Source organism: Rhodococcus sp. AH-ZY2 (assembly GCF_030916465.1).
Classification (GTDB): Bacteria; Actinomycetota; Actinomycetes; order Mycobacteriales; family Mycobacteriaceae; genus Rhodococcus; species Rhodococcus ruber.
Window position 1 is genome coordinate 1,122,958 of sequence record NZ_CP126458.1, and the last position, 21,385, is coordinate 1,144,342.

Annotated in this window: 19 protein-coding genes; 10 read left to right on the forward strand and 9 right to left on the reverse strand. The window is 72.2% G+C overall.

Features of this window, described 5'->3' with window-relative positions; all coding sequences use genetic code 11:
• Positions 1-57 precede the first annotated feature (57 nt).
• From QNA09_RS06290 to QNA09_RS06310, 5 genes are all read right to left on the reverse strand, one after another.
• Entirely contained in the window at positions 58-3,858 is a 3,801-nt protein-coding gene (locus QNA09_RS06290; RefSeq protein WP_248957486.1) for an ABC transporter ATP-binding protein, read from the reverse strand.
• A gap of 161 nt (positions 3,859-4,019) precedes the next feature.
• On the reverse strand, positions 4,020-4,805 hold the full coding sequence (locus tag QNA09_RS06295; RefSeq protein WP_029539874.1) for an ABC transporter permease: 786 nt from the start codon (positions 4,803-4,805) through the stop codon (positions 4,020-4,022).
• Positions 4,802-5,902 (reverse strand): ABC transporter ATP-binding protein, encoded by a 1,101-nt coding sequence (locus QNA09_RS06300; RefSeq protein WP_248957487.1) that lies wholly within the window; start codon positions 5,900-5,902, stop codon positions 4,802-4,804. Before QNA09_RS06300 ends, QNA09_RS06295 begins: the two co-directional genes overlap by 4 nt.
• Before the next feature lie 40 nt (positions 5,903-5,942).
• Positions 5,943-6,782 (reverse strand): alpha/beta fold hydrolase, encoded by an 840-nt coding sequence (locus QNA09_RS06305; protein WP_010592413.1) that lies wholly within the window; start codon positions 6,780-6,782, stop codon positions 5,943-5,945.
• Between the two features lies 1 nt (position 6,783).
• Positions 6,784-7,533, reverse strand: a complete 750-nt coding sequence (locus QNA09_RS06310) for a hypothetical protein (RefSeq protein ID WP_026137999.1) — start codon at positions 7,531-7,533, stop codon at positions 6,784-6,786.
• 117 nt (positions 7,534-7,650) lie between these two features.
• Between QNA09_RS06310 and QNA09_RS06315 the strand changes: the two genes are divergently transcribed.
• Complete coding sequence (locus QNA09_RS06315) at positions 7,651-8,508, forward strand: helix-turn-helix domain-containing protein (protein ID WP_010592411.1); 858 nt, start codon at positions 7,651-7,653, stop codon at positions 8,506-8,508.
• A complete protein-coding gene (locus QNA09_RS06320; protein WP_029539873.1) occupies positions 8,505-8,906 on the forward strand; it encodes a VOC family protein in 402 nt (133 codons plus the stop codon). Before QNA09_RS06315 ends, QNA09_RS06320 begins: the two co-directional genes overlap by 4 nt.
• Positions 8,907-8,913: 7 nt before the next feature.
• Here the strand turns inward: QNA09_RS06320 and QNA09_RS06325 are convergent, their stop codons facing one another.
• Both QNA09_RS06325 and QNA09_RS06330 read right to left on the reverse strand, forming a co-directional pair.
• Positions 8,914-9,930 (reverse strand): glutathione S-transferase family protein, encoded by a 1,017-nt coding sequence (locus QNA09_RS06325; protein ID WP_017681733.1) that lies wholly within the window; start codon positions 9,928-9,930, stop codon positions 8,914-8,916.
• A 35-nt stretch (positions 9,931-9,965) separates the two neighbouring features.
• Entirely contained in the window at positions 9,966-10,763 is a 798-nt protein-coding gene (locus tag QNA09_RS06330; RefSeq protein ID WP_248957489.1) for a GNAT family N-acetyltransferase, read from the reverse strand.
• A 95-nt stretch (positions 10,764-10,858) separates the two neighbouring features.
• On the opposite strand from QNA09_RS06330, the gene QNA09_RS06335 reads away from it, so the two are divergent.
• The 5 genes from QNA09_RS06335 to QNA09_RS06355 all read left to right on the forward strand — a co-directional run bounded on the left by QNA09_RS06335 (position 10,859) and on the right by QNA09_RS06355 (position 16,021).
• The gene (locus tag QNA09_RS06335) at positions 10,859-12,280 is read left to right on the forward strand and encodes a DHA2 family efflux MFS transporter permease subunit (RefSeq protein WP_374121873.1); all 1,422 of its coding nucleotides are present in this window, start codon (positions 10,859-10,861) and stop codon (positions 12,278-12,280) included.
• Positions 12,281-12,290: 10 nt separating this feature from the next.
• Positions 12,291-13,088, forward strand: coding sequence for an enoyl-CoA hydratase/isomerase family protein (locus QNA09_RS06340; protein ID WP_248957491.1), 798 nt, complete (start codon positions 12,291-12,293; stop codon positions 13,086-13,088).
• A 66-nt stretch (positions 13,089-13,154) separates the two neighbouring features.
• A complete protein-coding gene (locus tag QNA09_RS06345) occupies positions 13,155-14,210 on the forward strand; it encodes a class I adenylate-forming enzyme family protein (RefSeq protein ID WP_040782040.1) in 1,056 nt (351 codons plus the stop codon).
• A 97-nt stretch (positions 14,211-14,307) separates the two neighbouring features.
• Positions 14,308-15,069: a crotonase/enoyl-CoA hydratase family protein gene (locus QNA09_RS06350; RefSeq protein WP_248957492.1), complete on the forward strand. Its 762-nt coding sequence runs from the start codon at positions 14,308-14,310 to the stop codon at positions 15,067-15,069.
• Positions 15,070-15,097: 28 nt separating this feature from the next.
• Positions 15,098-16,021, forward strand: coding sequence for an adenosine deaminase (locus tag QNA09_RS06355; RefSeq protein ID WP_010592402.1), 924 nt, complete (start codon positions 15,098-15,100; stop codon positions 16,019-16,021).
• 21 nt (positions 16,022-16,042) lie between these two features.
• Here QNA09_RS06355 and QNA09_RS06360 read toward each other — a convergent pair whose 3' ends face one another.
• On the reverse strand, positions 16,043-17,368 hold the full coding sequence (locus tag QNA09_RS06360) for a D-arabinono-1,4-lactone oxidase (RefSeq protein ID WP_010592401.1): 1,326 nt from the start codon (positions 17,366-17,368) through the stop codon (positions 16,043-16,045).
• 77 nt (positions 17,369-17,445) lie between these two features.
• Between QNA09_RS06360 and QNA09_RS06365 the strand changes: the two genes are divergently transcribed.
• Positions 17,446-18,090, forward strand: coding sequence for a TetR/AcrR family transcriptional regulator (locus QNA09_RS06365; RefSeq protein WP_010592400.1), 645 nt, complete (start codon positions 17,446-17,448; stop codon positions 18,088-18,090).
• 70 nt (positions 18,091-18,160) lie between these two features.
• The gene (locus QNA09_RS06370) at positions 18,161-19,336 is read left to right on the forward strand and encodes an amino acid deaminase/aldolase (RefSeq protein ID WP_010592399.1); all 1,176 of its coding nucleotides are present in this window, start codon (positions 18,161-18,163) and stop codon (positions 19,334-19,336) included.
• A 1-nt stretch (position 19,337) separates the two neighbouring features.
• On the opposite strand, the gene QNA09_RS06375 is transcribed toward QNA09_RS06370, so the two are convergent.
• Entirely contained in the window at positions 19,338-20,687 is a 1,350-nt protein-coding gene (locus QNA09_RS06375; protein WP_043823046.1) for a DUF2252 domain-containing protein, read from the reverse strand.
• Positions 20,688-20,719: 32 nt separating this feature from the next.
• Here QNA09_RS06375 and QNA09_RS06380 point away from each other — a divergent pair, with 32 nt between their 5' ends.
• Entirely contained in the window at positions 20,720-21,364 is a 645-nt protein-coding gene (locus tag QNA09_RS06380) for an alpha/beta hydrolase (RefSeq protein WP_010592397.1), read from the forward strand.
• The last annotated feature ends 21 nt before the right edge of the window (positions 21,365-21,385 follow it).

Here is a 21,385-nt window from a genome sequence, read left to right on the forward strand (position 1 = left end):
GTATATGAGGCTAGCCCGCGACTGTGACGAACAAAAAAGCTCTGCCACGGTCGAGACCTACCTCACAATCTCTGAGTCGACGGGGTCCCCATCGACGACGGTTCTCGACAGCCGATTATTCCCTGCCCGCATTTGGGCCGCATCACAGAGGGTCGTGTACACGCCTCCGGCGTGACGCAGCGCGTCGTGCGATCCGGTCTCCACGATGCGCCCGCCGTCGACCACCACGATCAGGTCGGAGCGGGCCGCGGTCGCCAATCGGTGGGCCACCACCACGGCGGTGCGGCTGCGGGTCACCGACTCGCCCGCCGCGAGCACCGCGCGTTCGGTGCCCGGGTCGAGAGTCGCGGTGGCCTCGTCGAGCAGCAGCAGGTCCGGATCGACGAGTTCGGCCCGGGCCAGCGCGACGAGCTGACGTTGCCCGGCGGACAGGCCTTGCCCCCGCTCGCCGACGGGATGCAGCATGCCGCCCGGCAGACCGGCGATCATGTCGAGCGCCCCCACTGCGCGGGCCGCCGCCTCGATCGCCGTGCGCTCCGCGTCGGGCCGCCCGTAGGCGATGTTGCTCGCGACGGTGCCGGTGAACAGATGCGCTTCCTGCGGGACGACGCCGAGCCGGGCCCGGTACTCGGGCAGTCGGTAGCCGCGCAGGTCGACGTCGTCCACGCGCACCGAACCGGACGTCGGATCGTAGAACCGGGCCAGCAGTTTGACGATCGTGGACTTGCCGGCCCCCGTGCGTCCGACCAGTGCCACCGTCGAACCGGCCGGTAAGTGCAGGTCCACGCCGGTGAGCGCGTCCGCGTCGGCACCCGCGTAGCGGAACCCGACCTGCTCGAGCCGTACGTCGCCGCGCAGATGTCCCGGGATCGGCACCGTGCCGGTGCCGCCCGTCTCGAGGGAACTCTCGGTCCGCAGCAGGTCACCGATCCGGCGCAGTCCCACCCGGGCCTGCTGATAGCTGTCGAACACCTGCGACAACTGCTGGATGGGACCGAACAACAGACCGAGGTAGAGCACGAATGCGACGAGCACGCCCGCGGTCGTCGCGCCCGACGCCACCTCCCGGGCCCCGACGAACACCACCGCGGCCAGCGCGAGGTCGGACAGCAGCGCGATGAACGGGAAGTACAGCGAGATGGCCCGCTGGGAGCGCATCCGGCTGCGCCGGTACGCATCGGCGCGTTCGGCGAACCGGCGGGCCGCGAATTCCTCGCGGCGGTATGCCTGGGCTGCCCGCAACCCGGTGATGTTCTCCTGGAAGTCCGCATTGACCAGCGAGATGCGTTCACGGGAGACCGAGTAGGCCGTGGACGAGACCCGCCGGAACCACAGTGTCGCCGCGAGCAGCGGCGGCACCACCGCCAGCGCCACCAGCCCCAGGGTGAGGTCGGTGGCCAGCAGGGCGACGGAGATCCCGGCCAGCGTCAGCACGCTCACGACCGCCGTGGACAACCCGGTCTGGATGAACGACGAGAGTGCGTCGACGTCGGTGGTCATCCGGGTCATGATGCGGCCGGACAGTTCCCGCTCGTAGTAGTCCAGCCCCAGCCGCTGCAGGTGCGCATAGCTGCGCACCCGCAACCCGAACAGCACCCGCTCACCGGCACGCGCGGTGAGCACGGTGAGCAGCGCCACTACCAGCCACGCCAGCAGCGCCAGCGCGGCACCCACGGCGGTGGCCGCCCACAACGGGCCGGGTTCGCCCGGCGTGACGCCCCGGTCGACGGCGTAGCGCACGATCGACGGGAACGCGATCGACGTCAGCGACTCGACCGCCAGGCACAGCACCACCGCCGCCAGCAGCCACCGCACCGGCCGCAGCGTCCGGGAGAGGCGGAACTCGGGGTCGGGGCGCCGCAGCTGTGCCGTGTCCAGCCCCGGTCGCTCGGTGGCCGGGGGCAACGCCTCGACCGCCCGGCGCAGCGCCGGCGTCGGGGCGACCGACCCGAGGGCGCCGCTCATCGGACCGCCGCCGCGGCCGCCACCGCCCGGGCCCCCCTGCGGTGCGGCCGCCCGCACCACGACCGGATCGGAGCCGGGCGCCGCCTCCGGCCACAATGCGCCGAGGGCGTGCCCGTCGGTGCGCTCCGGCTCGGGCGCCTCGTCCTCGTTGCCAGTGAGCAGGGCCCGGAACAGGGCATTGCGCGTCTCGAGTTCGTGGACCGTTCCGGAGTCGGCCACGCGGCCGCCGTCGAGCACCGCGACCCGGTCGGCGAGGGAGAGCGTGGACCGCCGGTGCGCGAGGATCAGCGTGGTGCGCTTCGGGCGTGCCCGCAGCGCCGCGAAGATCGCGGCCTCCGTCTCCGCGTCCACGGCCGAGGTCGCGTCGTCGAGAATCAGCACCCGAGGATCGAGCAGCAACGCACGGGCCAGCGCGACCCGCTGCCGCTGCCCACCGGAGAGCGTCAGCCCCCGCTCGCCGACCACGGTGTCGTACCCCTCGGGGAGCGCCTCGACGAACTCGTCCGCGCACGCCGCCCGCGCGGCGGCGCGGATCTCCTCGGCGCTCGCCTCGGGCCGGCCGAGCGCGATGTTCGCGGCGATCGTGTCCGAGAACAGGAACGGCTCGTCGAACACCAGGCTCACCGCCTCGCGCAACTGCTCGGCACGCAGGGCCCCGACGTCGATTCGTTCGCCGTCGGCGGCGGTGACGTACACCGTCCCGGACTCGGGGGCATAGAACCGGGGTAGCAGCAGCGACAGCGCGGTCTTGCCGGAGCCGGCGGCGCCGACCACGGCGACGGTCTCGCCCGGCGCCAGTTCGAGATCGAGACCGTCGAGGACGGGCCGGCCGGGCTCGAAGCCGAAGGTCACCGAATCGAGGACCAGCCCGAGCGGTCCCTCCGGCAACGGCACCGGGTGCGGCGGGTCGGCGACGTCGGGTTCGGTGTCGATCACCTCGTACACCCGCTCGACCGCCGCCCGGGAGAGCTGCGCCATGATCACCACCGACGACAGCGTGCGGGTGGTCGCCGTCATCGTCGCCAGGTAGGCGGCGAACGCGAGGAACGTGCCGACGGTGACGGTGCCCTGCAGGGCCAGCCAGCCGCCGAGCGCGATCACGGCGACGAGCCCGAGCTGCGGGATGGCCCCCATCGGGGCGGCGAACGCGGCGTTGATCCGGGCGGCGCGCATGCGCTCGGCGTAGAGGGCGCGACCGTGCTGTTCGAGCTGGTCGACGGCGCGGCCCTCCTGCCCGAACCCCTTGACCACCCGCACCCCGGTGACGGTCTCCTCCACGTGCTGGGCCAGGTCGGCGGCGCGTTGCTGCGCCGACCACGTCGCCGCGAACAGCTTGGGCCGGACGAGGGCCACCACCCCGGCGATCACCGGCACGGTGACGAGGGCGACCAGGGTCAGCAGCGGGGAGAGCACCGCCATGATCACGAGTGCCAGGACGAACTGCAGCAGCGCCCCCGCCGACATGGGGACCATCGCGAGCAGACCCTGGACGAGTTGCAGGTCGGTGATGGAGCGCGACACCACCTGCCCGGTGCGGATCTGGTCCTGGCCGCGTCCGTCGAGCCGCTGCAGAGAGGCGAGCAGACCGAGCCGCAGGTCGTGCTGCACGTCGAGGGAGAGCCGGCCGGCGAGCATCCGCCGGCCGTACTGGCACCCGAACCGCACCACCGCGCCCCCCGCGATCGCCGCCGCCGCCAGACCGATCAGCTGCAGGTCGTGACCCTCCGGGTGGGTGGCGCTGTCGAGTGCGAGCTTGGTCAGCAGCGGGAAGGTGATGTCGATCAGTGCGGCGACGACGGTGACGGTCAGTGCGCCGAGCGCGACGCGGCGGTGCTGCCAGGCCTCCGCGCCCAGCCGACGGATCCAACCGGGGGAACGCGCGTCGTGTGCCATCGCTTTTCGACATTAGCCCCGGCGGCCGACAGGACGCGGGCCACGGTCACGGCTCTCCACGATCCGCTTCCGTCGAAGCGGATCCGCTCGGCCCTTCGGAATCCGCTCCGTGCGCGACCGGCGCGAATTCGCAACGAGCGGACGAATCCGCGCAGAGGGAATCAGACGATGTCGCGGGTACGGGTACGCCACCAGCCGAGGCCGCACAGCAGTACCGTCCAGCCGAGCAACCCCAGCGGCGCCGCCGGCCACGTCACAGCCGGGTCGACCTCCTCGGGCAGGTCGATGGCCGTGAACACCGTGTACCAGGTGAGCTGTCCGGGCAGCAGCCGGGCGAGTGCACCCGCCCCGAGACCGTCGAGGATCAGCGAGACGATCAGCTCCCCGAACGGAACCCAGGCGGTGATCGCCAGGACGCTGCCGGCCGTCGAACCGGTGAGCAGGCCGAGCCCCGCGCCCATGAGGGCCCACAGCATCGCGGCGAACAGGCCGGCGCCGAGGACCGCGGCGACATTGCCCGCCCCCGAGCCGTCGCCGGACGGTCCGCCGCCGAACATCAGGACGGTCAGCACCGACACGGTTTCCACCACCACGCAGTACAACAGGCCGAACGCGACCGCCGTCGTCAGCTTGGCGGCGACGACCCCGTCGCGGCCGCGGGCGGTCAGGAAACTGGTGACGATGGTGCGGTGCTGGAACTCGCTGCCCGTGTTGACCACCCCGAACAGGGCCGCGAACAGGAACACCAGCGCCAGTGCGACCGCGACACCGATCGCGGCGGCGGCGGCTTCGGCGAAGTTCTCGCCGACGAGTCCCTCGAGGGTGGTGAGGATCGGCAGGGTCAGAGCCCCCGAGAACAGGCCCACCACCGCCGGGGCGATCCCGAGGATCCACCAGTAACGCAGGCCCAGGACCTTACGGAACTCGGCCGTCAGCAACGCAGTCAACGGGGTCCTTCCCAACCGGTCGGCGGATGAGGCTGTGGGGAGTGCGGGAACTGCCCCGGGTACGGCGGCTGTTGCGGGGGCTGTGGGAACTGCCCCGGGTACGGGGGCTGTGGAGCCGGCGGTCCCTGCATCCCCCACCCGGGCGGGGCACCCACGTACTGCCCCGCCGTCATCGCCAGGAACACCTGCTCGAGGTCGATGTGCTCGACGCTCGTTCCGAAGACGGTCACGCCGTACGCGGTGGCGAGCTCGGCGACGCGCTCGGGTTCCACCCCGACGATCGCGAGCCGCCCGTCGGGCTGGACCTGCGCGTCGGTGTGGCCCGACGCGGCGAGAGCCGTCGCCAGGCGGGCAGGGTCGGAGACGGCGACGAGGACCCGGGCTCGATGCGCATGCCGCAGATCCGCCGTCGTGCCCTGGTGCACGAGCCTGCCGCGGCTGATGATCACCAGACGGTCGGCCGTCTGCTCGACCTCCCGCAGGATGTGACTCGAGATCAGCACGGTGCCCCCGGAGCGGGCGTAGCCGAGCAGGAAGTCGCGCAACCAGGCCATGCCTTCGGGGTCGAGGCCGTTCGCCGGTTCGTCGAGCACGAGGTAGCGCGGTTCGCCGAGCAGCGCGGTGGCCAGCGCCAGCCGCTGCCGCATGCCGAGGGAGAACTCGCCGATCCGCCGGCGGGTCGCCGCGGCGAGCCCGGTCAGGTCGAGGACGCGCCGCACCTGTGCCGACGGCACGCCGATCGCCGCGGCGTACACCTCGAGATGGGTGCCGGCGGTGTGCTTGGGATGGAAGCTCTGCGCGTCCAGCACCGCACCGACCACCCGTGCCGGGTGCGGCAGCGAGGTGAAGGGCACCCCGTCGACGAGCGCGACACCGGCCGTCGGGCGCACCAGGCCGAGCAGCATCCGCAGGGTCGTCGTCTTCCCGGAACCGTTCGGCCCGAGAAATCCCGTGATCGAACCCGGCGGCACGGAGAACGACAGGTCCGACACCGCGGGTACGTCGCGGAAGTTCTTCCACAGGCCCTCCACGGCGATACCCGCCGCGGGCGCGTACCCGGCGCCGGCGGCCGGCTCCGTCGGGAACGGCGCTGTCATCGACTCCCTCTCTGGTGGGTCCTGCTCGGACCCCGAGAGCCTACGTGCCCGGCGCGGCAGGCCGGGAGAAGGACCGCTCGAGGAACGGCAGCACCAGTTCGAGGAATTCGCTGGGGGAGTCGAGCTGCGGGCAATGCCCGGCGTCCGGAATGATCGCGACCCGCCGTCGGGCGCCGGTATGCACCCGGCCCGCGGCGCGCGCCGGGGTGATCAGATCCCGCTCACCCCACACCAGCAGTGCCGGCACGGACAGGGAGTTCACCATTTCGGGGATGGGCAGCCGGGCCAGTTCGGGGATCACGGCCCGGCCGACGGCCAGCAGGGTCTCGATGCTGCGCCGGCTCGCGTAGTTCGCCGCGAACGCGGTGCGGGTGTCGACGCCCAGCCGGTCCGGACGGTGCAGCGCCGCACGGGCGTAGAGAGTGGCGACGGCGAACTGCACCAGGGCGGGCGGCACGGGCCGGGACAGCGCGCGCGACACCATGTCCAGCGGCAACCGCGCGCCGCTCGACCAGCTGCGCGGGATCCCGGCCATCCCCGGCATGTCGGCGAGCACGACGCCGTCCACCCGGCCCGGATACGTCGATGCGAACGCCAGCGAGGTCACCGCTCCCAGCGAATTGCCGATCAGCGCCACCGGATCCGCGCAGTCGGCGATCACCTCGGCGACGGTGTCGACATAGTGATCCAGCACCGGCGCCCGCCAGTGTCCGGCGCTGCGGCCGAATCCGGGCAGGTCGACGGTCAGGACCCGGTGGCGCTCGGCCAGCGCCGGGACCACCTTGCACCAGGTGCCCCCGTGATCGGAGTATCCGTGCAGGAGAACCACGGTGCGGGTGCCGGATCCGCTCTCGCGCACGAACACCTTGCCCGCGGACATGTCACCAGCCGGTCAGGGGGGAGGACAGCGCCTGCCAGTTCGGATCCCCGTCCGGTCCGGACGCTGCGCCGGTGAGCGGTGGACGCTGCGACGGCCACTGCGCCGGCGGCGGCCCGAACGCGTCCCGGGCGTTCGCGATGACCCGCTTGCCCAGCGCGCGGTTGCCCGCGCCACCGATCGCGGCACCGATGCCGGCGGGCACGAGCTTGCCGAACACCAGGGCGCTGCGCTTGGCGAGGTACTTGCGGACGAAGGTCCGCACGAGCGATTTGTTCACGGACTTCAGCTGGGCACCGGGGATCTTGCCGGTGAGCGCCGACGTCCACGTCTTCGCGGTCGTGCCGGTGGCGCGCTCGACGATCTCCATGCCGGCTTCGCCCAGTGCCACGGCGAGCACGAGGGCGCGGCGCTGCTCGTGCTGGTGCGGTTCGATCCCGTGCACCGATGCCACCGCCAGGGTCAGCAACGCGGCGGCCTCGAGGAAGAACGCGGTCTCGGCGCCGACCGCGGCGATCGACGCGAGTGTGCCGATCCCGGGCACGGTCGCCGCGGCGCCGGCCGCCGTGCCGCTCCCGGTGACTCCGTTGAGGAAGGTCTTCTCCAACCGCCTGATGATCTGCTCGGGAGTCTCGTCGGGATGGGCACGCCGCGTCAGGTCGACGTAGCGTGCCACCGCGGGCGCTTGCAGCCTGCTGCCGTTGTCCAGGAGCGTGACGAGATACTTCTCCACGCGTCCTACCCTGTCGCTCATCGTTCCGTCCTCGATCCTCCCGGCCCTCCCGGGCCTGCATACACCGCCGTGAGTTCCACGGCTGCTCACCCTGTGTACCCCGTGGGCGTGGCGTCTATCCGTGTTTACCCTGGGACCGTGACCGGCATCTCGGACGGTGCCCGGCGGCGGCCCGCCCCGCCGCTGTGCCCCTACGTGCGCAGTTACGACGGGTACCGGCTGACGGGATTCGCCCCCGGTACCCACCTCGGTCTGCCGTCCCCGGACCTGACCGTCGTGCTCACGATCGGTGCCCCTGTCGAACTCGCGCGGGCCGCGGCACCGGGTCAGGGCCCCGGCCGGTTCGGTGCGCTCGCGAGCGGCCTGGCCACCACCGCCGTCACCATCGCCCACGACGGCAACCAGCACGGAATCCAGCTCGCGCTCACCCCGGCGGGAGCCCGGGTGTTGCTGGGGGTGCCCGCCGGTGCACTCGGCGCGTGGGTCGTCGATCTCGAGGACGTGCTCGGCGCCGCCGCCCGGGAACTCGGCGAGCGGATCGCCGCCGCTGCGGGGTGGGAAAGCCGATTCCGGGTCCTCGACGAGGTGCTCGCCCGGCGGCTCGCCGCCGAGCACGGCGAGATCGATCCACACCTGCGTCACGTGTGGCGCAGGCTGCAGGATCCCCGCACCCCCGGTGTGCGGATCGCCGACCTGGCCGACGAGATCGGTTGGAGTCGAAGGTATCTGAACGCACGATTCACCGCCGAGTTCGGGGTGGGGCCCAAGGAGGCGGCGCGGGTGGTCCGGTTCGACCGGTCCCGTCGGCTGCTGCGCCGGCCCGGACCGCACGTGCTCGCCGACGTGGCCGCCCGGTCCGGGTTCTACGATCAGGCCCACCTCGCACGGGAATGGCGCGCGATCGCCGGGGTTCCGCCGTCGCACTGGCTGCGCGACGAGCAGTTCCCAATCGTCCAAGACGGCGACCCGGCTGCCGACGAACACTGGCAACCATGACTACGACAGCACTCACCACACCCGTCTGGCCCTGCCTCTCCTACACCGATGCCCGGGCGGCGATCCGCTTCCTCGTCGACGCGTTCGGTTTCACCGAGAACGCCGTCTACGGCGACGGCGGGCGCGTCGACCACGCCGAGCTGCGCTGGCCGCACGGCGGCGGCGTCATGCTCGGCTCGGCCGGCCGGGGCGGCCCGATCGAGATACCCGCCGGCACCGGCTGCATCTACCTCGTCCTCCCCGACGCCCCCGCGGTCGACGCGCTGCACGCCCGCGCTGTGGCCGCCGGTGCCACGGTCGTCCTCGGCCTGCACGACACCGACTACGGATCGCACGACTTCACGTGCCGGGACCCGCAGGGGGTGTACTGGAGTTTCGGAACGTACGCGGGCGCGTGAGTCGGACTCAGGCCGGCACCGCCTCCTGCGCCCGCGGCGGGGGCGGCGGCGTGCCGTCCCCGAACGGCGTGCCGCCCAGCTCTTCCCGGCCGTGCGGGGTCAGCCATCCGCTCGGGTCGGGGCCCTTCGGCACGATCTGCGTCGGATTGATGTCGGTGTGCACGATGTAGTAGTGCTGCTTGATCTGCCCGAAGTCGATGGTGTCGCCGAAACCGGGCGTCTGGAACAGGTCCCGGGCGTACCCCCACAACGCCGGCATGGACGCCAGCAGATTCCGGTTGCACTTGAAATGCCCGTGGTAGACGGCGTCGAAGCGGGCCAGCGTGGTGAACAGCCGCACGTCCGCCTCGGTGATCGTCTCGCCCACCAGGTACCGACGGGAGCCGAGCCGTTCCTCGAGCCAGTCCAGCCGCGCGAACAGCCGGTCGAAGGCACGGTCGTACGCGCGCTGGGACCCGGCGAACCCGCACCGGTACACGCCGTTGTTGACGTCCTGGTAGACGAGCTCGGCGACCTCGTCGATCTCGTCGCGCAGCGGTTCCGGGTAGAGGTCGGGGGCGCCGTCGCGGTGCAGTGCCGTCCACTCCGTGGCGAAGTCCAGGGTGATCTGCGGGTAGTCGTTGGTGACCACGCGGCCGGTAGGCACGTCGACGACGGCGGGCACCGTGATCCCCCGGGAGTACTCGGGGTCCCGCGCGAAGTACGCGTCCTGCAACCGCGGGATCTGCAGCACCGGATCCACCCCGCCCGGGTCCAGATCGAACGTCCAGCTGCGCTCGTCGTGCGTGGGGCCGCACAACCCCAGCGACAGCGCGTCCTCGAGCCCCAGCAGCCGCCGCACGATGAGCGCGCGGTTCGCCCACGGGCAGGCGCGGGCCGCGATCAGCCGGTACCGGCCGGCCTCCACCGGGTACCCGTCGCGCCCGTCGGCTGTGATGCGCGTGGTGATGTAGTGCGTGTCACGGCTGTACTCGGCGCCGGGCGTGACGTACCCGTCCCCGTCGCCTCCCGAGTGCTCGTTCACTGGGCTCCCCTCACTCGTTACGTTCCTGCGGCTCGTTACGTTCCTGCGGCGGCCGGTACTGCCACCGAGATGTGGGTTCCCAGTTCGGTGTACCCCAACACCGCGGCCAGGCCACGGCCCGCGGTGTTGTCGCGCCGGGCCCGCCACTGGGGGACGAGTCCGGCGTCGAGCGCATCGTGCGTCGCCAGGGTCGCGACGGTCGCCGCCAGGCCGATCCGCCGGTGCTCCGGCACGGTCAGCGCCGTCACGTCCGCCAGGATCGACTGCACTTCGGTGTACACCGCACCCGACAGCGGCCGGTGGTCGTCGTCGAGCAGCACGAACGACGACGCCTCCCCGGTCACGTTCTCGAGCCCCGCCTCGGTCACGTTCTCGAGGCCCGCCTCGGTCACTATCTCGAGGCCCGCCTCGGTCACGTTCTCGAGGCCCGCCTCGGTCACGTTCTCGAGGCCCGCCTCGGTCGCGTCGTCGGGTGGGCAGCGCCGCAACAGCTCCGCCAGGTCGTCGACCTCGTGGGAGATCAGCGGATCGCGGACCCGTGTCGCGTCGACCCAGTCGGCGCAGTAGCTCAGCGCGTGGCTGCGCACCGCGTGCCCGCGCGTCAGGTCGAGCAGCGCCGACGCGTCCAGCTCCGCGTCGGGCACCGTCGCGACGGCGTCGACCACCCAGCCCGGGCCCACCACCGCGCTGACGTCGCCGAGTCGTAGCACCCGGACCAGGGCGGATGCGTCGTCCACCCGCGTCACCCGGCCCGGGGTGGCGAGCGCTGCGTCGTCGAGCCCGAGTTCGCGGCACCAGGCCAGCCGCACGATGTCCAGGAGATGTCCGTCCACGGCGCTACCGTAGACGCCTACGAGCGGAGGGCGTGCGGGTGGAGACCGAGACAAGTCCGTGGCCGGCGCTGTGGGCGCTGTGCCTCGGGTTCTTCATGATCCTGGTGGACAGCACCATCGTGGCGGTCGCCAACCCGGCGATCATGCGGGCGCTCGACACCGACATCAACAACGTCGTGTGGGTCACCAGCGCCTACCTGCTGGCGTACGCGGTGCCGCTGTTGGTCACCGGCCGCCTCGGGGACCGGTTCGGCCCGAAGCGGGTCTACCTGGCGGGGCTGGTGGTGTTCACCGCGGCGTCGCTGTGGTGCGGGTTGTCCGGCACCGTCGCCGCCCTCGTCGTCGCCCGGGTCTTCCAGGGCCTCGGCGCGGCGCTGATGACCCCCCAGACCATGGCGATCATCACCCGCACCTTCCCGCCGGACCGGCGGGGCACCGCCATGGGACTGTGGGGCGCGGTGGCCGGTGTGGCCACCCTCGTGGGTCCGCTGGCCGGCGGTGTCCTCGTCGACCACCTCGGCTGGGAGTGGATCTTCTTCGTCAACGTGCCGGTCGGGATCGTCGGGTTCGTCCTGGCGGCGCGCCTGGTCCCGGCGCTGCCCACCCATCCGCACCGGTTCGACCTCCTCGGCGTGCTGCTCAGCGGCGCGGGCATGTTCTGCCTCGTGTTCGGTATCCAGGAGGGCAACTCCTACGACTGGTCCACGCCCGTGTGGGTGCTGATCGCCGCCGGAGTGGCGCTGCTGGCGGTGTTCGTGTGGTACCAGTCCCGCGGGCGCGGAGAGCCGCTCGTCCCGCTCGGCTTGTTCCGCGACCGCAACTTCTCGCTGGCCAACATCGGCATCGCCGCGATGGGCTTCTCGGTCACCGCGATGGTCCTGCCGTTGATGTTCTACGCCCAGGGCGTGCGCGGCTGGACACCCACGGAGTCGGCGCTGCTGATGGCCCCGATGGCGGTCCTGACCGGCGTGCTCGCCCCGATGGTCGGCCGGCTCGTGGACCGGACCCATCCGCGCTACATCGCCGGCACCGGCTTCGCGCTGCTCGCGGTGGCGCTGGCGTGGCTGGCGGCACTGATGACACCCGACTCGCCGGTGTGGCAGCTGCTGCTGCCGATCGCCCTCATGGGTGCCGCGATGGCCGGCATCTGGTCGCCGCTGGCCGCCACCGCGACACACGGCCTGCCGCCACACCAGGCGGGGGCCGGGTCGGGTGTCTACAACACCACCCGTCAGGTCGGTGCCGTCCTGGGCAGCGCCGCGGTGGGCGCGCTCATCACCTCGCGCCTCGCCGTGCACGGGTTGACCGGGGGCGGGTCCGCCGAGTCGGCCGGGGGCGGGGCGACGGTCCTGCCGGAGCCGGTGCGCGAGCCGTTCGCCGCCGCCATGGCCGAGTCGACGCTGCTGCCTGCCGCAGTCCTGCTCGTCGGCTTCGCCGCCGCGCTGTTCTTCGCGCGGCCCGACCGGGTCGAGCCGGCGCCGCGCCCGTCCCTCGAGGAACGCAGCACACTCGCCTAGTGTGGCGCGCATGACGCAGATCACCCATCCCACCCGCCTCGAGCGCCACACCACCGCGGCCGGCGCCGAGGTCGCCGTGCTGACCGTCGCGCACGGCAAGCTGAACCTGTTCGACCGGGCCCTGTTCGACGCCGTGATCGCCGACGTCGCCGCGCTCGCGGCGGCGCCGCCACGCGCGGTGTTGATCCGCGCGGAGGGCAAGGTCGTCTCCGGCGGTGTGGACGTCCACCTGTTCGAGGGACTCGACGCCGGCCAGGGTGCGCAGCTGTGGCAGGACCTGTTCGCGCTGATCATCCATCCGCTCGAGGCCCTGCCGTGCCCCGTGGTGTTCGCCGCGCACGGGCTCACCCTCACCGCGGCGTTCGAGATCTCGCTCGCCTGCGACATCGTCCTCGCGGCACCGGGCGCGAAGTTCGGGCTGGTGGAGACCGTCGTCGGCCTGACGCCGTCGATGGGCGGGCCGCAGCGGCTGGCGGAGCGGGCCGGCTCCGGCCGTGCGCGTGAGCTGGTGATGACCGGCGACCTCTACGACGCCGAGACGCTGCGGTCGTGGGGGGTGGTCAACGCGGTCCACGACGACGTCGACGCCGCGGCACGCGCCCTGACGGACCGGCTCGCCGACGGTCCCACCCGCGCCCACGACGCCACCAAGCGCATCATCGGCGCGTGGCGGTCCGGCGGCGTCGCCCACGCCGATTCGGAGACCCCGGAGGTCTCCGGTGCGCTGTTCGGCACCGACGACCTGCAAGGCGCGGTGCGCAGCTTCCTCGTCGACGGGCCGGGGAAGGCGTCGTACACCGGAAGGTGAGCCGATCCAGCCCCCAACTGTGACCCGCGCCATATAGTGCAGGCACACGACGAGGCGGAGGTGACGATGTCGGTGGCGCTGGTCCGGGTTTCGTGTGCAGCCGGGTGGTTCCGTGACGAACGCGTCAGCCGCCGCTTGGACGGTGTCCTGCGGTACGAGGACCTCGAGCCGTGCCTGGCCGAGTTGCTCGACCGCAGCGCGCTGCGGCATTCCGCCCGCGTCGCCGCCGTGGACCGGGCCGGAAACGCCCTCACCTACGGGCAGATGTGGTCGGCGGCGGCCCGGGTGGCCGGCGGCCTGCTCGATCAGGGCGTGGGCCCGGCCGACCGCGTCGTCGTCCACTGTCCGAACGGATTCCGCTGGCTGTACGCGTTCCTGGGGGTGGTCCTCGCCGGTGGCGTGCCGGTGCTGCCGGATCCGACCTGCAGCGACCCGGAGCTCGAGTGGATCGCCGAGGACAGCGGCGCCGTCCTCACCCTCGACGGACAGCTGCCCGACGGGGTGGCGTTCCTCGACGAGGGCGCCGCGCCGGACGAGCTCGCGGTGTTGTACTACGTGCGCAAACGCGGCGGGGGACTGCACGGGGTGGAGCTCACCAACGAGAACATCCTCTCCACGATCGAGGCCGTGGTGCACGCGATGGACCTGACCGCGGAGGGGGCGCGCACGGTGCTCACCGCACCGCTGTCCACGGCAGCGGGCAGCGCCGTGCAACTGCTGCCGACCCTGGCGGCCGGCGGCACCGTCGTCGCCGCCGGGGCGCGGGGGGTGCGCGTGCCGTGGCGGCACCTGCGTGCGTCGTTCCCCGCGGCGAGATGCGTGCGCGGCTGGGGGGTGGCCGAGACCGGCGGCATCGGGTTGCTGCTGCCCACCGATCAGCGGGCCGCGCACCCGCGCAGCGTGGGGGTTCCGTTCGGCGGGATGGAGGTCGCCCTCCTCGGCCCGGCGGCCGATCGAGGCGAGGGCGAACTGCTGTGCCGCGGCCCCAGTGTCGCTCGCCGCTACTGGAACGACCCGGAGGCGACCGCCGAGACCTTCGACGACGGCTGGTTCCACACCGGCGACCAGGTGCACATCGACGCGGACGGTTTCGTCACGCCCGTCGCCGTCCGCGTGTCGTGACACGGCGGTCCGCTGTCGTCGGGTTCGGTTGCGGTATAAGCGAACGGACCGCGGAACGCGCGGTCGGCAACCGAACCCCGGTGAAAGGTGTGCGCGCATGTCCGACGAGGTCCTGCTCGAGCGTCGCGGTCGAATTCTGGTGATCACCATCAACCGTCCCGAGGCCCGCAACGCCGTGAATGCGGCCGTCAGTCACGGCCTCGCGGCCGCCGTCGACGAACTCGACGCCGACCCCGACCTGTCCGTGGGTGTGCTCACCGGTGCCGGCGGCACCTTCTGCGCCGGTATGGATCTCAAGGCCTTCGTCGCCGGGGAGAAGGTCGCGGTGCCGGGTAAGGGTCTCGGCTTCACCGAGGCGCCGCCGCGCAAACCGATCATCGCCGCCGTCGAGGGCTTCGCGCTGGCCGGCGGCACCGAACTCGTCCTCGCCACCGACCTCGTGGTCGCCGCCACGGACGCGAAGTTCGGCATCCCGGAGGTCAAGCGCGGACTCGTCGCCGCGGGCGGTGGCCTGCTGCGCCTGCCCACCCGGATTCCGTATCAGAAGGCGATGGAACTGGCGCTCACCGGCGACGCGTTCACCGCCGAGGAGGCCCACGGCTACGGTTTCGTCAACGTTCTCACCGAGCCGGGCGGTGCGCTGGCGGGCGCCCTGGCTCTCGCCGAACGGATCACGGCCAACGGCCCGCTCGCCGTGGCGGCCACCAAGGAGGTCATCGCCAAGGCCGCCGACTGGCCGGCGGACGAGGCCTTCGACCGCCAGCGCGAGATCGTCGGCCCGGTGTTCGTGTCCGAGGACGCCCGCGAGGGTGCGACGGCGTTCGCGCAGAAGCGTCCGCCGGTCTGGAAGGGCCGCTGACGACCCGCGCCGACGAAGGAGATCGATCGTGCTCGCCGAACTGCACGTCCACATCGAGGGCACCCTCGAACCGGAGCTGATCTTCGCTCTCGCCGAGCGCAACCGCGTCTCGCTCCCGTATGCCGACCTCGACGAGCTGCGCGGCCGGTACGAGTTCACCGACCTGCAGTCGTTCCTCGACCTGTACTACGCGAACATGCAGGTGCTGAGGACCGCCGAGGACTTCACCGATCTCGCGACGGCGTACCTGCGCCGGGCGGCGCAGGCCGGGGTGACGCGGGCCGAGTTCTTCTTCGACCCGCAGGCGCACACGAGCCGCGGCGTGCCGCTGGCCGAGGTGGTCGAGGGCCTCGCCGCCGCCGTCGCGGCGGGCCGGCGGGAGTTCGGCGTCGACGCGGCGATGATCGCGTCCGTCGTGCGGGACCGGCCCGTGCACGAGGCCGAGGAGGTGTTCGGGGAACTGCTGCGCCTGTCGGCTCCGATCAGCGGGCTGGGCCTGGACTCCGCGGAGGTGGGTTATCCGCCGTCGCTGTTCGAGGACGTCTTCGCCCGCGCCCGCGCCGAGGGCCTGCACGCGGTCGCCCATGCGGGGGAGGAGGGGCCGCCCGAATACGTCTGGCAGGCACTGGATCTGCTCGGGGCCGAACGCATCGACCACGGAATCCGCTCCCTCGAGGACCCGCTTCTCGTCGCGCGCCTCGTCGACGAGCAGATTCCGCTCACCGTCTGTCCTTTGTCGAATGTCCGCCTGCGCGTGGTGGATTCGATCGAGCAGCATCCGCTGCCGCGCATGCTCGAGGCGGGTTTGCTGGTGACCGTGAACTCCGACGATCCGGCGTACTTCGGCGGGTACGTCGACGACACGTTCGCGGCGCTGCGCGACCGGCTCGGGCTCACCGACGAGCAGCGGGAGACGTTGGCGCGCAATTCGATCACGGCATCGTTCGGATAGGACGTGCGGTCCGGGCGCGAGCTACGGGCCGAGCACGCGGTCCAGGTACGGGTTGGCGAACGTGCGCTGCGGGTCGACGCGGTCGCGGACGGCGAGGAAGTCGTCGAATCGCGGATACGTCGCGCGCAGGTCGGCCGCGGTGCGGCCGTGCATCTTGCCCCAGTGCGGCCGGCCGTCCACGGCGCGGGCGATCGCCTCGACCGCATCGAAGTACGGCCGGTGTTCGCGACGGTGGTACTGGTGCACCGCGAGATAGGCACTGTCGCGGCCGTGGGCCGTCGACAGCCACACGTCGTCGGCGGCGGCGAAGCGTACCTCCACCGGAAATGCGACGTGGAAGTCGCTGCGGGAGAGCCACGTATCGATCTCGGTGAGCACCTCGGTCGCGGATTCGACGGGGACGGCGTACTCCATCTCCCGGAACCGGACCCGGCGCGGGGAGGCGAAGACGCGGTAGCTGCGATCGACGAACTCCCGGGGGGACAGGGTCCGCGCGGCGAACCCGTTGAGCTTGGGGACGAGGGCCGGCGCGCGGGTTGCGAGGCGCTGGACGACCTCGAACATGCCGTTGGCGAGCACCTCGTCGTCGAGGAAGCCGCGCAGCCGTCCCACCGGGGCGCCCGGTGCGTCGTCGGGCAGCCGGGTGTTGCGCTTGGTGAGTACCCGGTCGGTGTGCGGAAACCAGTAGAACTCGAAGTGGTCGACGCCGAGCCGGTCGCGCTCGAGCACGGCCAGGGTGTCGTCGAGCGTCCCGGGTGCTTCCGCCGCATGCAGTGCGAACGCGGGCACACACTCCAGGGTGATCGTGGCGAGGATGCCGACGGCGCCGAGGCCGAGCCGGGCGGCCTCGAAGAGTTCCGGCTCGGCCTCGGGGGAGCAGCGCACGACCGAGCCGTCCGCAAGGACGAGGGTGGCCGCGCGCGCGACGGTGGCCAGGCCCCCGAACCGGGCGCCGGTGCCGTGGGTGCCGGTGGACATCGCGCCGGCGAGCGACTGCACGTCGATGTCCCCGAGGTTCGGCACCGCCAGACCGTGCTCCCACAGGAGCCGGTTGAGATCCCGCAGCCGGGTGCCGGCCCGCACCGTGACGAACGCACCCGCAGGGGTGGGACGGACCTCCTCGATGCCGGTGAACCGGTCGAGGGAGACGAGCACGCCGTCGGTGACGGCGACGCCGGTGAAGGAGTGGCCGGCCCCGACCGCCTTGACGCGCAGCCCGCGTCCGGATGCGTGTGCGACGACGGCGACGATCTCCTCCAGGGTTTCCGGGGTCTCGTACGCGTGCGGCGTCGCGGATTCGGTGTGGGCCCAGTTGTGCCAGGTGGCGACGGGGCGGTCGGTGGCCATGCGCCAATCATCGACTTGGACGACCGTCCAGGTCAATAGGTGCCGACGGATCCGGGCCGGGTTCTACGATCGGAGGCATGCTGAACCGGTTGCCGGCGGACCAACGTCGAGCCCAACTCGTCGAATCCGCTCTCGCGCTGGCAGAGGGCGGGGGTCTCGGGGCCGTCACCGTGCGGGCGGTCGCCGAGCATGCCGGCGTCTCTCTCGGGGTGGTGCACTACTGCTTCGAGAGCAAGGAGGCCCTCGTCGCCGCGATGGGGGAGGCGCTGGTGCTCCAGCTCAGCCAGGCGCTGCGCACCGCCTTCACCCTCCCGCAGGACGGACCCGACCCGCAGGGTCTGCGCGGTTTGCGGCAGCTGCTCTACGTGGGGATCAACGCGATGTGGCCGACGATCGAGAAGACGCCCGACCGGCAGCTGCTCACCTACGAGATCACGGCGTACTCGCTGCGTCACCGCGACGCCGGCGAACCCCTCGGCGGCAACATCGCCACCGATCAGTACCGCATCATGGACGTCGAGGCACGGACGTTCCTCGAGGAGTGCGCCGCCCGCACCGGCACCGAGTGGATCGAGCCCGTCTCGACCGTCGCCCGGCTCGCGCTGGCCATGCTCGACGGACTTGTCCTGCGATGGCTGGTCGATCGGGACGGCGACGCCATCGTCACCGAACTCGACGACATCGCCGCGATCGTCGCCGGACGGGCCGTGGAAACGACCTGAACCTGGACACAGGTCCAACTCGGTGCTTGACTGGCCGCGACCCCCGACCTGCCGTGGATTGGACCCCGCCGTGACCCACCCCCTCGACCGGCTCCACGACGCGACGGCCGACCTGGACCCCCCGCTCGCGGCCGTCGATCTCCCCACGCTCCGGAGCAACGCCGCCGACCTCGTCCGCCGCGCCGGGGGTACCCCCGTGCGAGTGGCGAGCAAGTCCGTCCGGTGCCGCGCCGTCCTCGAGGAGGTGCTCGGCACCGGCCTCACCGCCAGGGCCGGATTCCGTGGGATCATGGCGTACTCGCTGCGCGAAGCGCTCTGGCTGGTCGAGCGCGGCGCCCGCGACGTGCTTCTCGGCTATCCGACCGTCGACCGAGCCGCGCTCGCCGAACTGGCCGGCCGGCCGCAGGCGCTCGACGCCGTCACCCTCATGGTCGACTCCGCCGCCCAGCTCGGCATCGTCCGCGACGCCCTCGGCACCGCCCGCGTGCGTCCCCGCGTGTGCCTCGACGTGGACGCGTCACTGCGGCTCGGGCCGGTGCATCTCGGTGTGCGGCGCTCGCCGCTGCGCACCCCCGACGAGGTGGCGCAGCTTGCGCGCTGCGCGACGACCGCCGGTTTCGCCGTCGTCGGCGTGATGTTCTACGAGGCGCAGATCGCCGGTCTGCCCGACACCTCGCCGGCGGTCCGGTGGGTCAAACGCCGCTCGGCCGCCGAGCTGTCCACCCGGCGCGGCGCCGTCGCCGGGGCCGTCCGTGCTGTCGTCGGCGACCTCGAGATCGTCAACAGCGGCGGCACCGGCTCGCTCGAGGTCAGCTCCGCCGACCCGGTCGTCACCGAGGTCACCGCCGGCTCCGGTCTGTACGTGCCCACGCTGTTCGATCGCTACCGGGCCTTCACCCCGCGCCCTGCGCTGTATTTCGCACTGCCCACGGTGCGCAGGCCCGGCCCCACCGTCGCCACCCTCTTCGGGGGCGGCTACATCGCCTCCGGCCCGGCGGGTCCCTCGCGGGTGCCGCGTCCGGTCCGTCCCGCCGGCCTGCGGCTGCTGCGCGCCGAGGGAGCCGGTGAGGTGCAGACCCCCGTCACCGGCCGTGCCGCAGCGGATCTGCCCGTCGGCGGGCGCGTATGGTTGCGGCACGCCAAGGCGGGGGAGCTGTGCGAGCGGTTCGCGGAACTGCACCTCGTCGACGCCGACGGCACCCGCACCACCGTCCCCACCTACCGCGGCGAGGGGCGCTGCTGGTGACCTACGGCCCCTTGTCGCACAGCGCCCGCCAGTCCTGCTCCGTGCGATCGGCGTAGGCGGCCGACCACCGCGCGACCGCCTCGTCGAAGACCGTCCCGCGGCCGAGGTACCCGGCGACGAACGCGCCGACCGGGCTCTGGCTGTGGGCACGGGCGAGCAGCGCCCCGCACAACCGGCCGTACCGCTCCGACTGTGCGGCACTCAACCGATCCCACTGCACCGATCCCTTCATGTCACGGAACTGCCGGACGTAGAAGTCCCGTCGCACGCCGTCCGGACCGGGCACGCCGGTGATCCAGCCGAGGAGCGGATCCGAGTGGGCCTGCAGGATTCGCTGCGCACCCACGACCCGGGCGCCCTGGCCGTGCGTGATGAGTTCGGACGCGACGCGGTGGGGAGTCTCGCGGATCCCGCCGTGCGTCTCCAGCACCGACTGTCCGGCCTCCTTGACCTGGAGGAACAGCGGCTCGTCGGCCGGCCCGAGCAGCAGGACGACGAAGCACCGGGTGCCCACACTGCCCACTCCCACGATCCGCATCGCGAAATCCACGACGCGGTACTGGGAGAGCAGCAGCAGGACGTCCGCCCGCACCGTCGCCCGGTAGGACGCGACGATCCCGTCGATGGCTTCGAGCGACCCGATGTCGAGGTGCCGGACGATCGGGGGTTGGTCGACGATGCGCGGTGCGCCGTCGGCCGTGGTAACCGTCAGCTTCCTCAGGACCTGTTCGGAGGTGCGGCCCCGTGCCTTCTGCACGACGGCGCGTATCGCCTCCGGATTCCGCGACGCCTGCTCGATCTCGTCCGCGTCGACCTGGAAGTAGAACCGCTCGGTGGCCGTCAGGTCGGACAGGAAGCGGATCGTCTCGCGGTACGAGCGCACCGTCGTGAGGGTCGCGTCCCGGCACTGCTGCTCGGTGCGCCCGGTCTGACGGCCGGCCAACCACACCGACGCGGCCAGCCGTTTGACGTCCCATTCCCACGGCGCCGGATACGCTTCGTCGAAGTCGTTGAGGTCGAACAGGACTCGGCGCTCCGGCGAGGCGTACAGGCCGAAATTCGCCAGATGTGCATCGCCCGACGCCACCACGTGGGGCCCCGTCACCGGCTCGGTGGACAGGTCCCCCGCCATCGCGGCGGCGCTGCCGCGGTAGTAGGCGAACGGCGACTCCGTCATCCGTTCGTACCGGATCGGCACCAGTTCCGGCAGTCGGGTGCGGTTCTGCTGTTCGAAGATCGCGACCGGATCCCGTTCGGGACAACGAATTTCGCCGTGCGCACTGCGGGGCATGCGGGTGCGGGCGGCGCGCCCCTCGGCTCGGCTGCGCTCGACGGCGGTGGTCGGTGTCATCCCGCGATTGTGCACCGGCGCACAATGGCCGCATGCCCTTTTTCGACGGCAGCACCGGCCGCGTCCACTACCGGCACTGGTCCGTCGACGGCGCGACGGCCGCCGTCGTCTTCGCCCACGGGATGCGTCAGCACACCGGTCACTACCATCGCTTCGCCGCGGGTCTGGCGCCGCACGGCATCGCGGTGTGGGGCCTCGATCTCGCCGGGCACGGCCTGTCCGAGGGCAACCCCGGTGAACCGGGCGCCGTCGACGACCTGGCGGCCGACCTGCTGTGCGTCGCCGAGCTGGCCGAGCGCGCGGAGCCGGGGATGCCGTTGGTGGTGATGGGGCACTCGCTCGGCGCGGGAACCGCCCTCACGGTGCTGCGCACCGACGCCGGCCGATTCCGCGGCGCCGTGCTGTGCGGGACGCCTCGATCGGCGGCCGTGCCCGCGACGGCCGAGATCCTCGCGCAGGCGCGCATACCGCTGCTCGCGGTGCACGGCGTCGACGACCGGCTGGCCCCGATCGAGCCCGTCCGGGCCTGGTCCCGGACGATCCCGGCGTTGGAGCTGCGCGAGTACCCGGACGCAGGCCACGACCTGCTGCACGAGCCGGTGCACCGCACGGTGACCCGCGACGTCGCCGAGTTCGTCCTGGCCGTGACCGACGTGCCGGCCCACCGACGCGAGTGAGCGAATGCATCCCTCGCCGCG

Bases quoted from the DNA above. Each gene is read 5' to 3' on its own strand.
- QNA09_RS06290 (WP_248957486.1), bottom strand. From the start codon at position 3,858: ATGGCACACGACGCGCGTTCCCCCGGTTGGATCCGTCGGCTGGGCGCG.
- QNA09_RS06340 (WP_248957491.1), top strand. From the start codon at position 12,291: ATGACGCAGATCACCCATCCCACCCGCCTCGAGCGCCACACCACCGCG.
- QNA09_RS06380 (WP_010592397.1), top strand. From the start codon at position 20,720: ATGCCCTTTTTCGACGGCAGCACCGGCCGCGTCCACTACCGGCACTGG.
- QNA09_RS06360 (WP_010592401.1), bottom strand. From the start codon at position 17,368: ATGGCCACCGACCGCCCCGTCGCCACCTGGCACAACTGGGCCCACACC.
- QNA09_RS06350 (WP_248957492.1), top strand. From the start codon at position 14,308: ATGTCCGACGAGGTCCTGCTCGAGCGTCGCGGTCGAATTCTGGTGATC.
- QNA09_RS06300 (WP_248957487.1), bottom strand. From the start codon at position 5,902: ATGACAGCGCCGTTCCCGACGGAGCCGGCCGCCGGCGCCGGGTACGCG.
- QNA09_RS06365 (WP_010592400.1), top strand. From the start codon at position 17,446: ATGCTGAACCGGTTGCCGGCGGACCAACGTCGAGCCCAACTCGTCGAA.
- QNA09_RS06305 (WP_010592413.1), bottom strand. From the start codon at position 6,782: ATGTCCGCGGGCAAGGTGTTCGTGCGCGAGAGCGGATCCGGCACCCGC.
- QNA09_RS06335 (WP_374121873.1), top strand. From the start codon at position 10,859: ATGATCCTGGTGGACAGCACCATCGTGGCGGTCGCCAACCCGGCGATC.
- QNA09_RS06375 (WP_043823046.1), bottom strand. From the start codon at position 20,687: ATGACACCGACCACCGCCGTCGAGCGCAGCCGAGCCGAGGGGCGCGCC.
- QNA09_RS06320 (WP_029539873.1), top strand. From the start codon at position 8,505: ATGACTACGACAGCACTCACCACACCCGTCTGGCCCTGCCTCTCCTAC.
- QNA09_RS06345 (WP_040782040.1), top strand. From the start codon at position 13,155: ATGTCGGTGGCGCTGGTCCGGGTTTCGTGTGCAGCCGGGTGGTTCCGT.
- QNA09_RS06310 (WP_026137999.1), bottom strand. From the start codon at position 7,533: ATGAGCGACAGGGTAGGACGCGTGGAGAAGTATCTCGTCACGCTCCTG.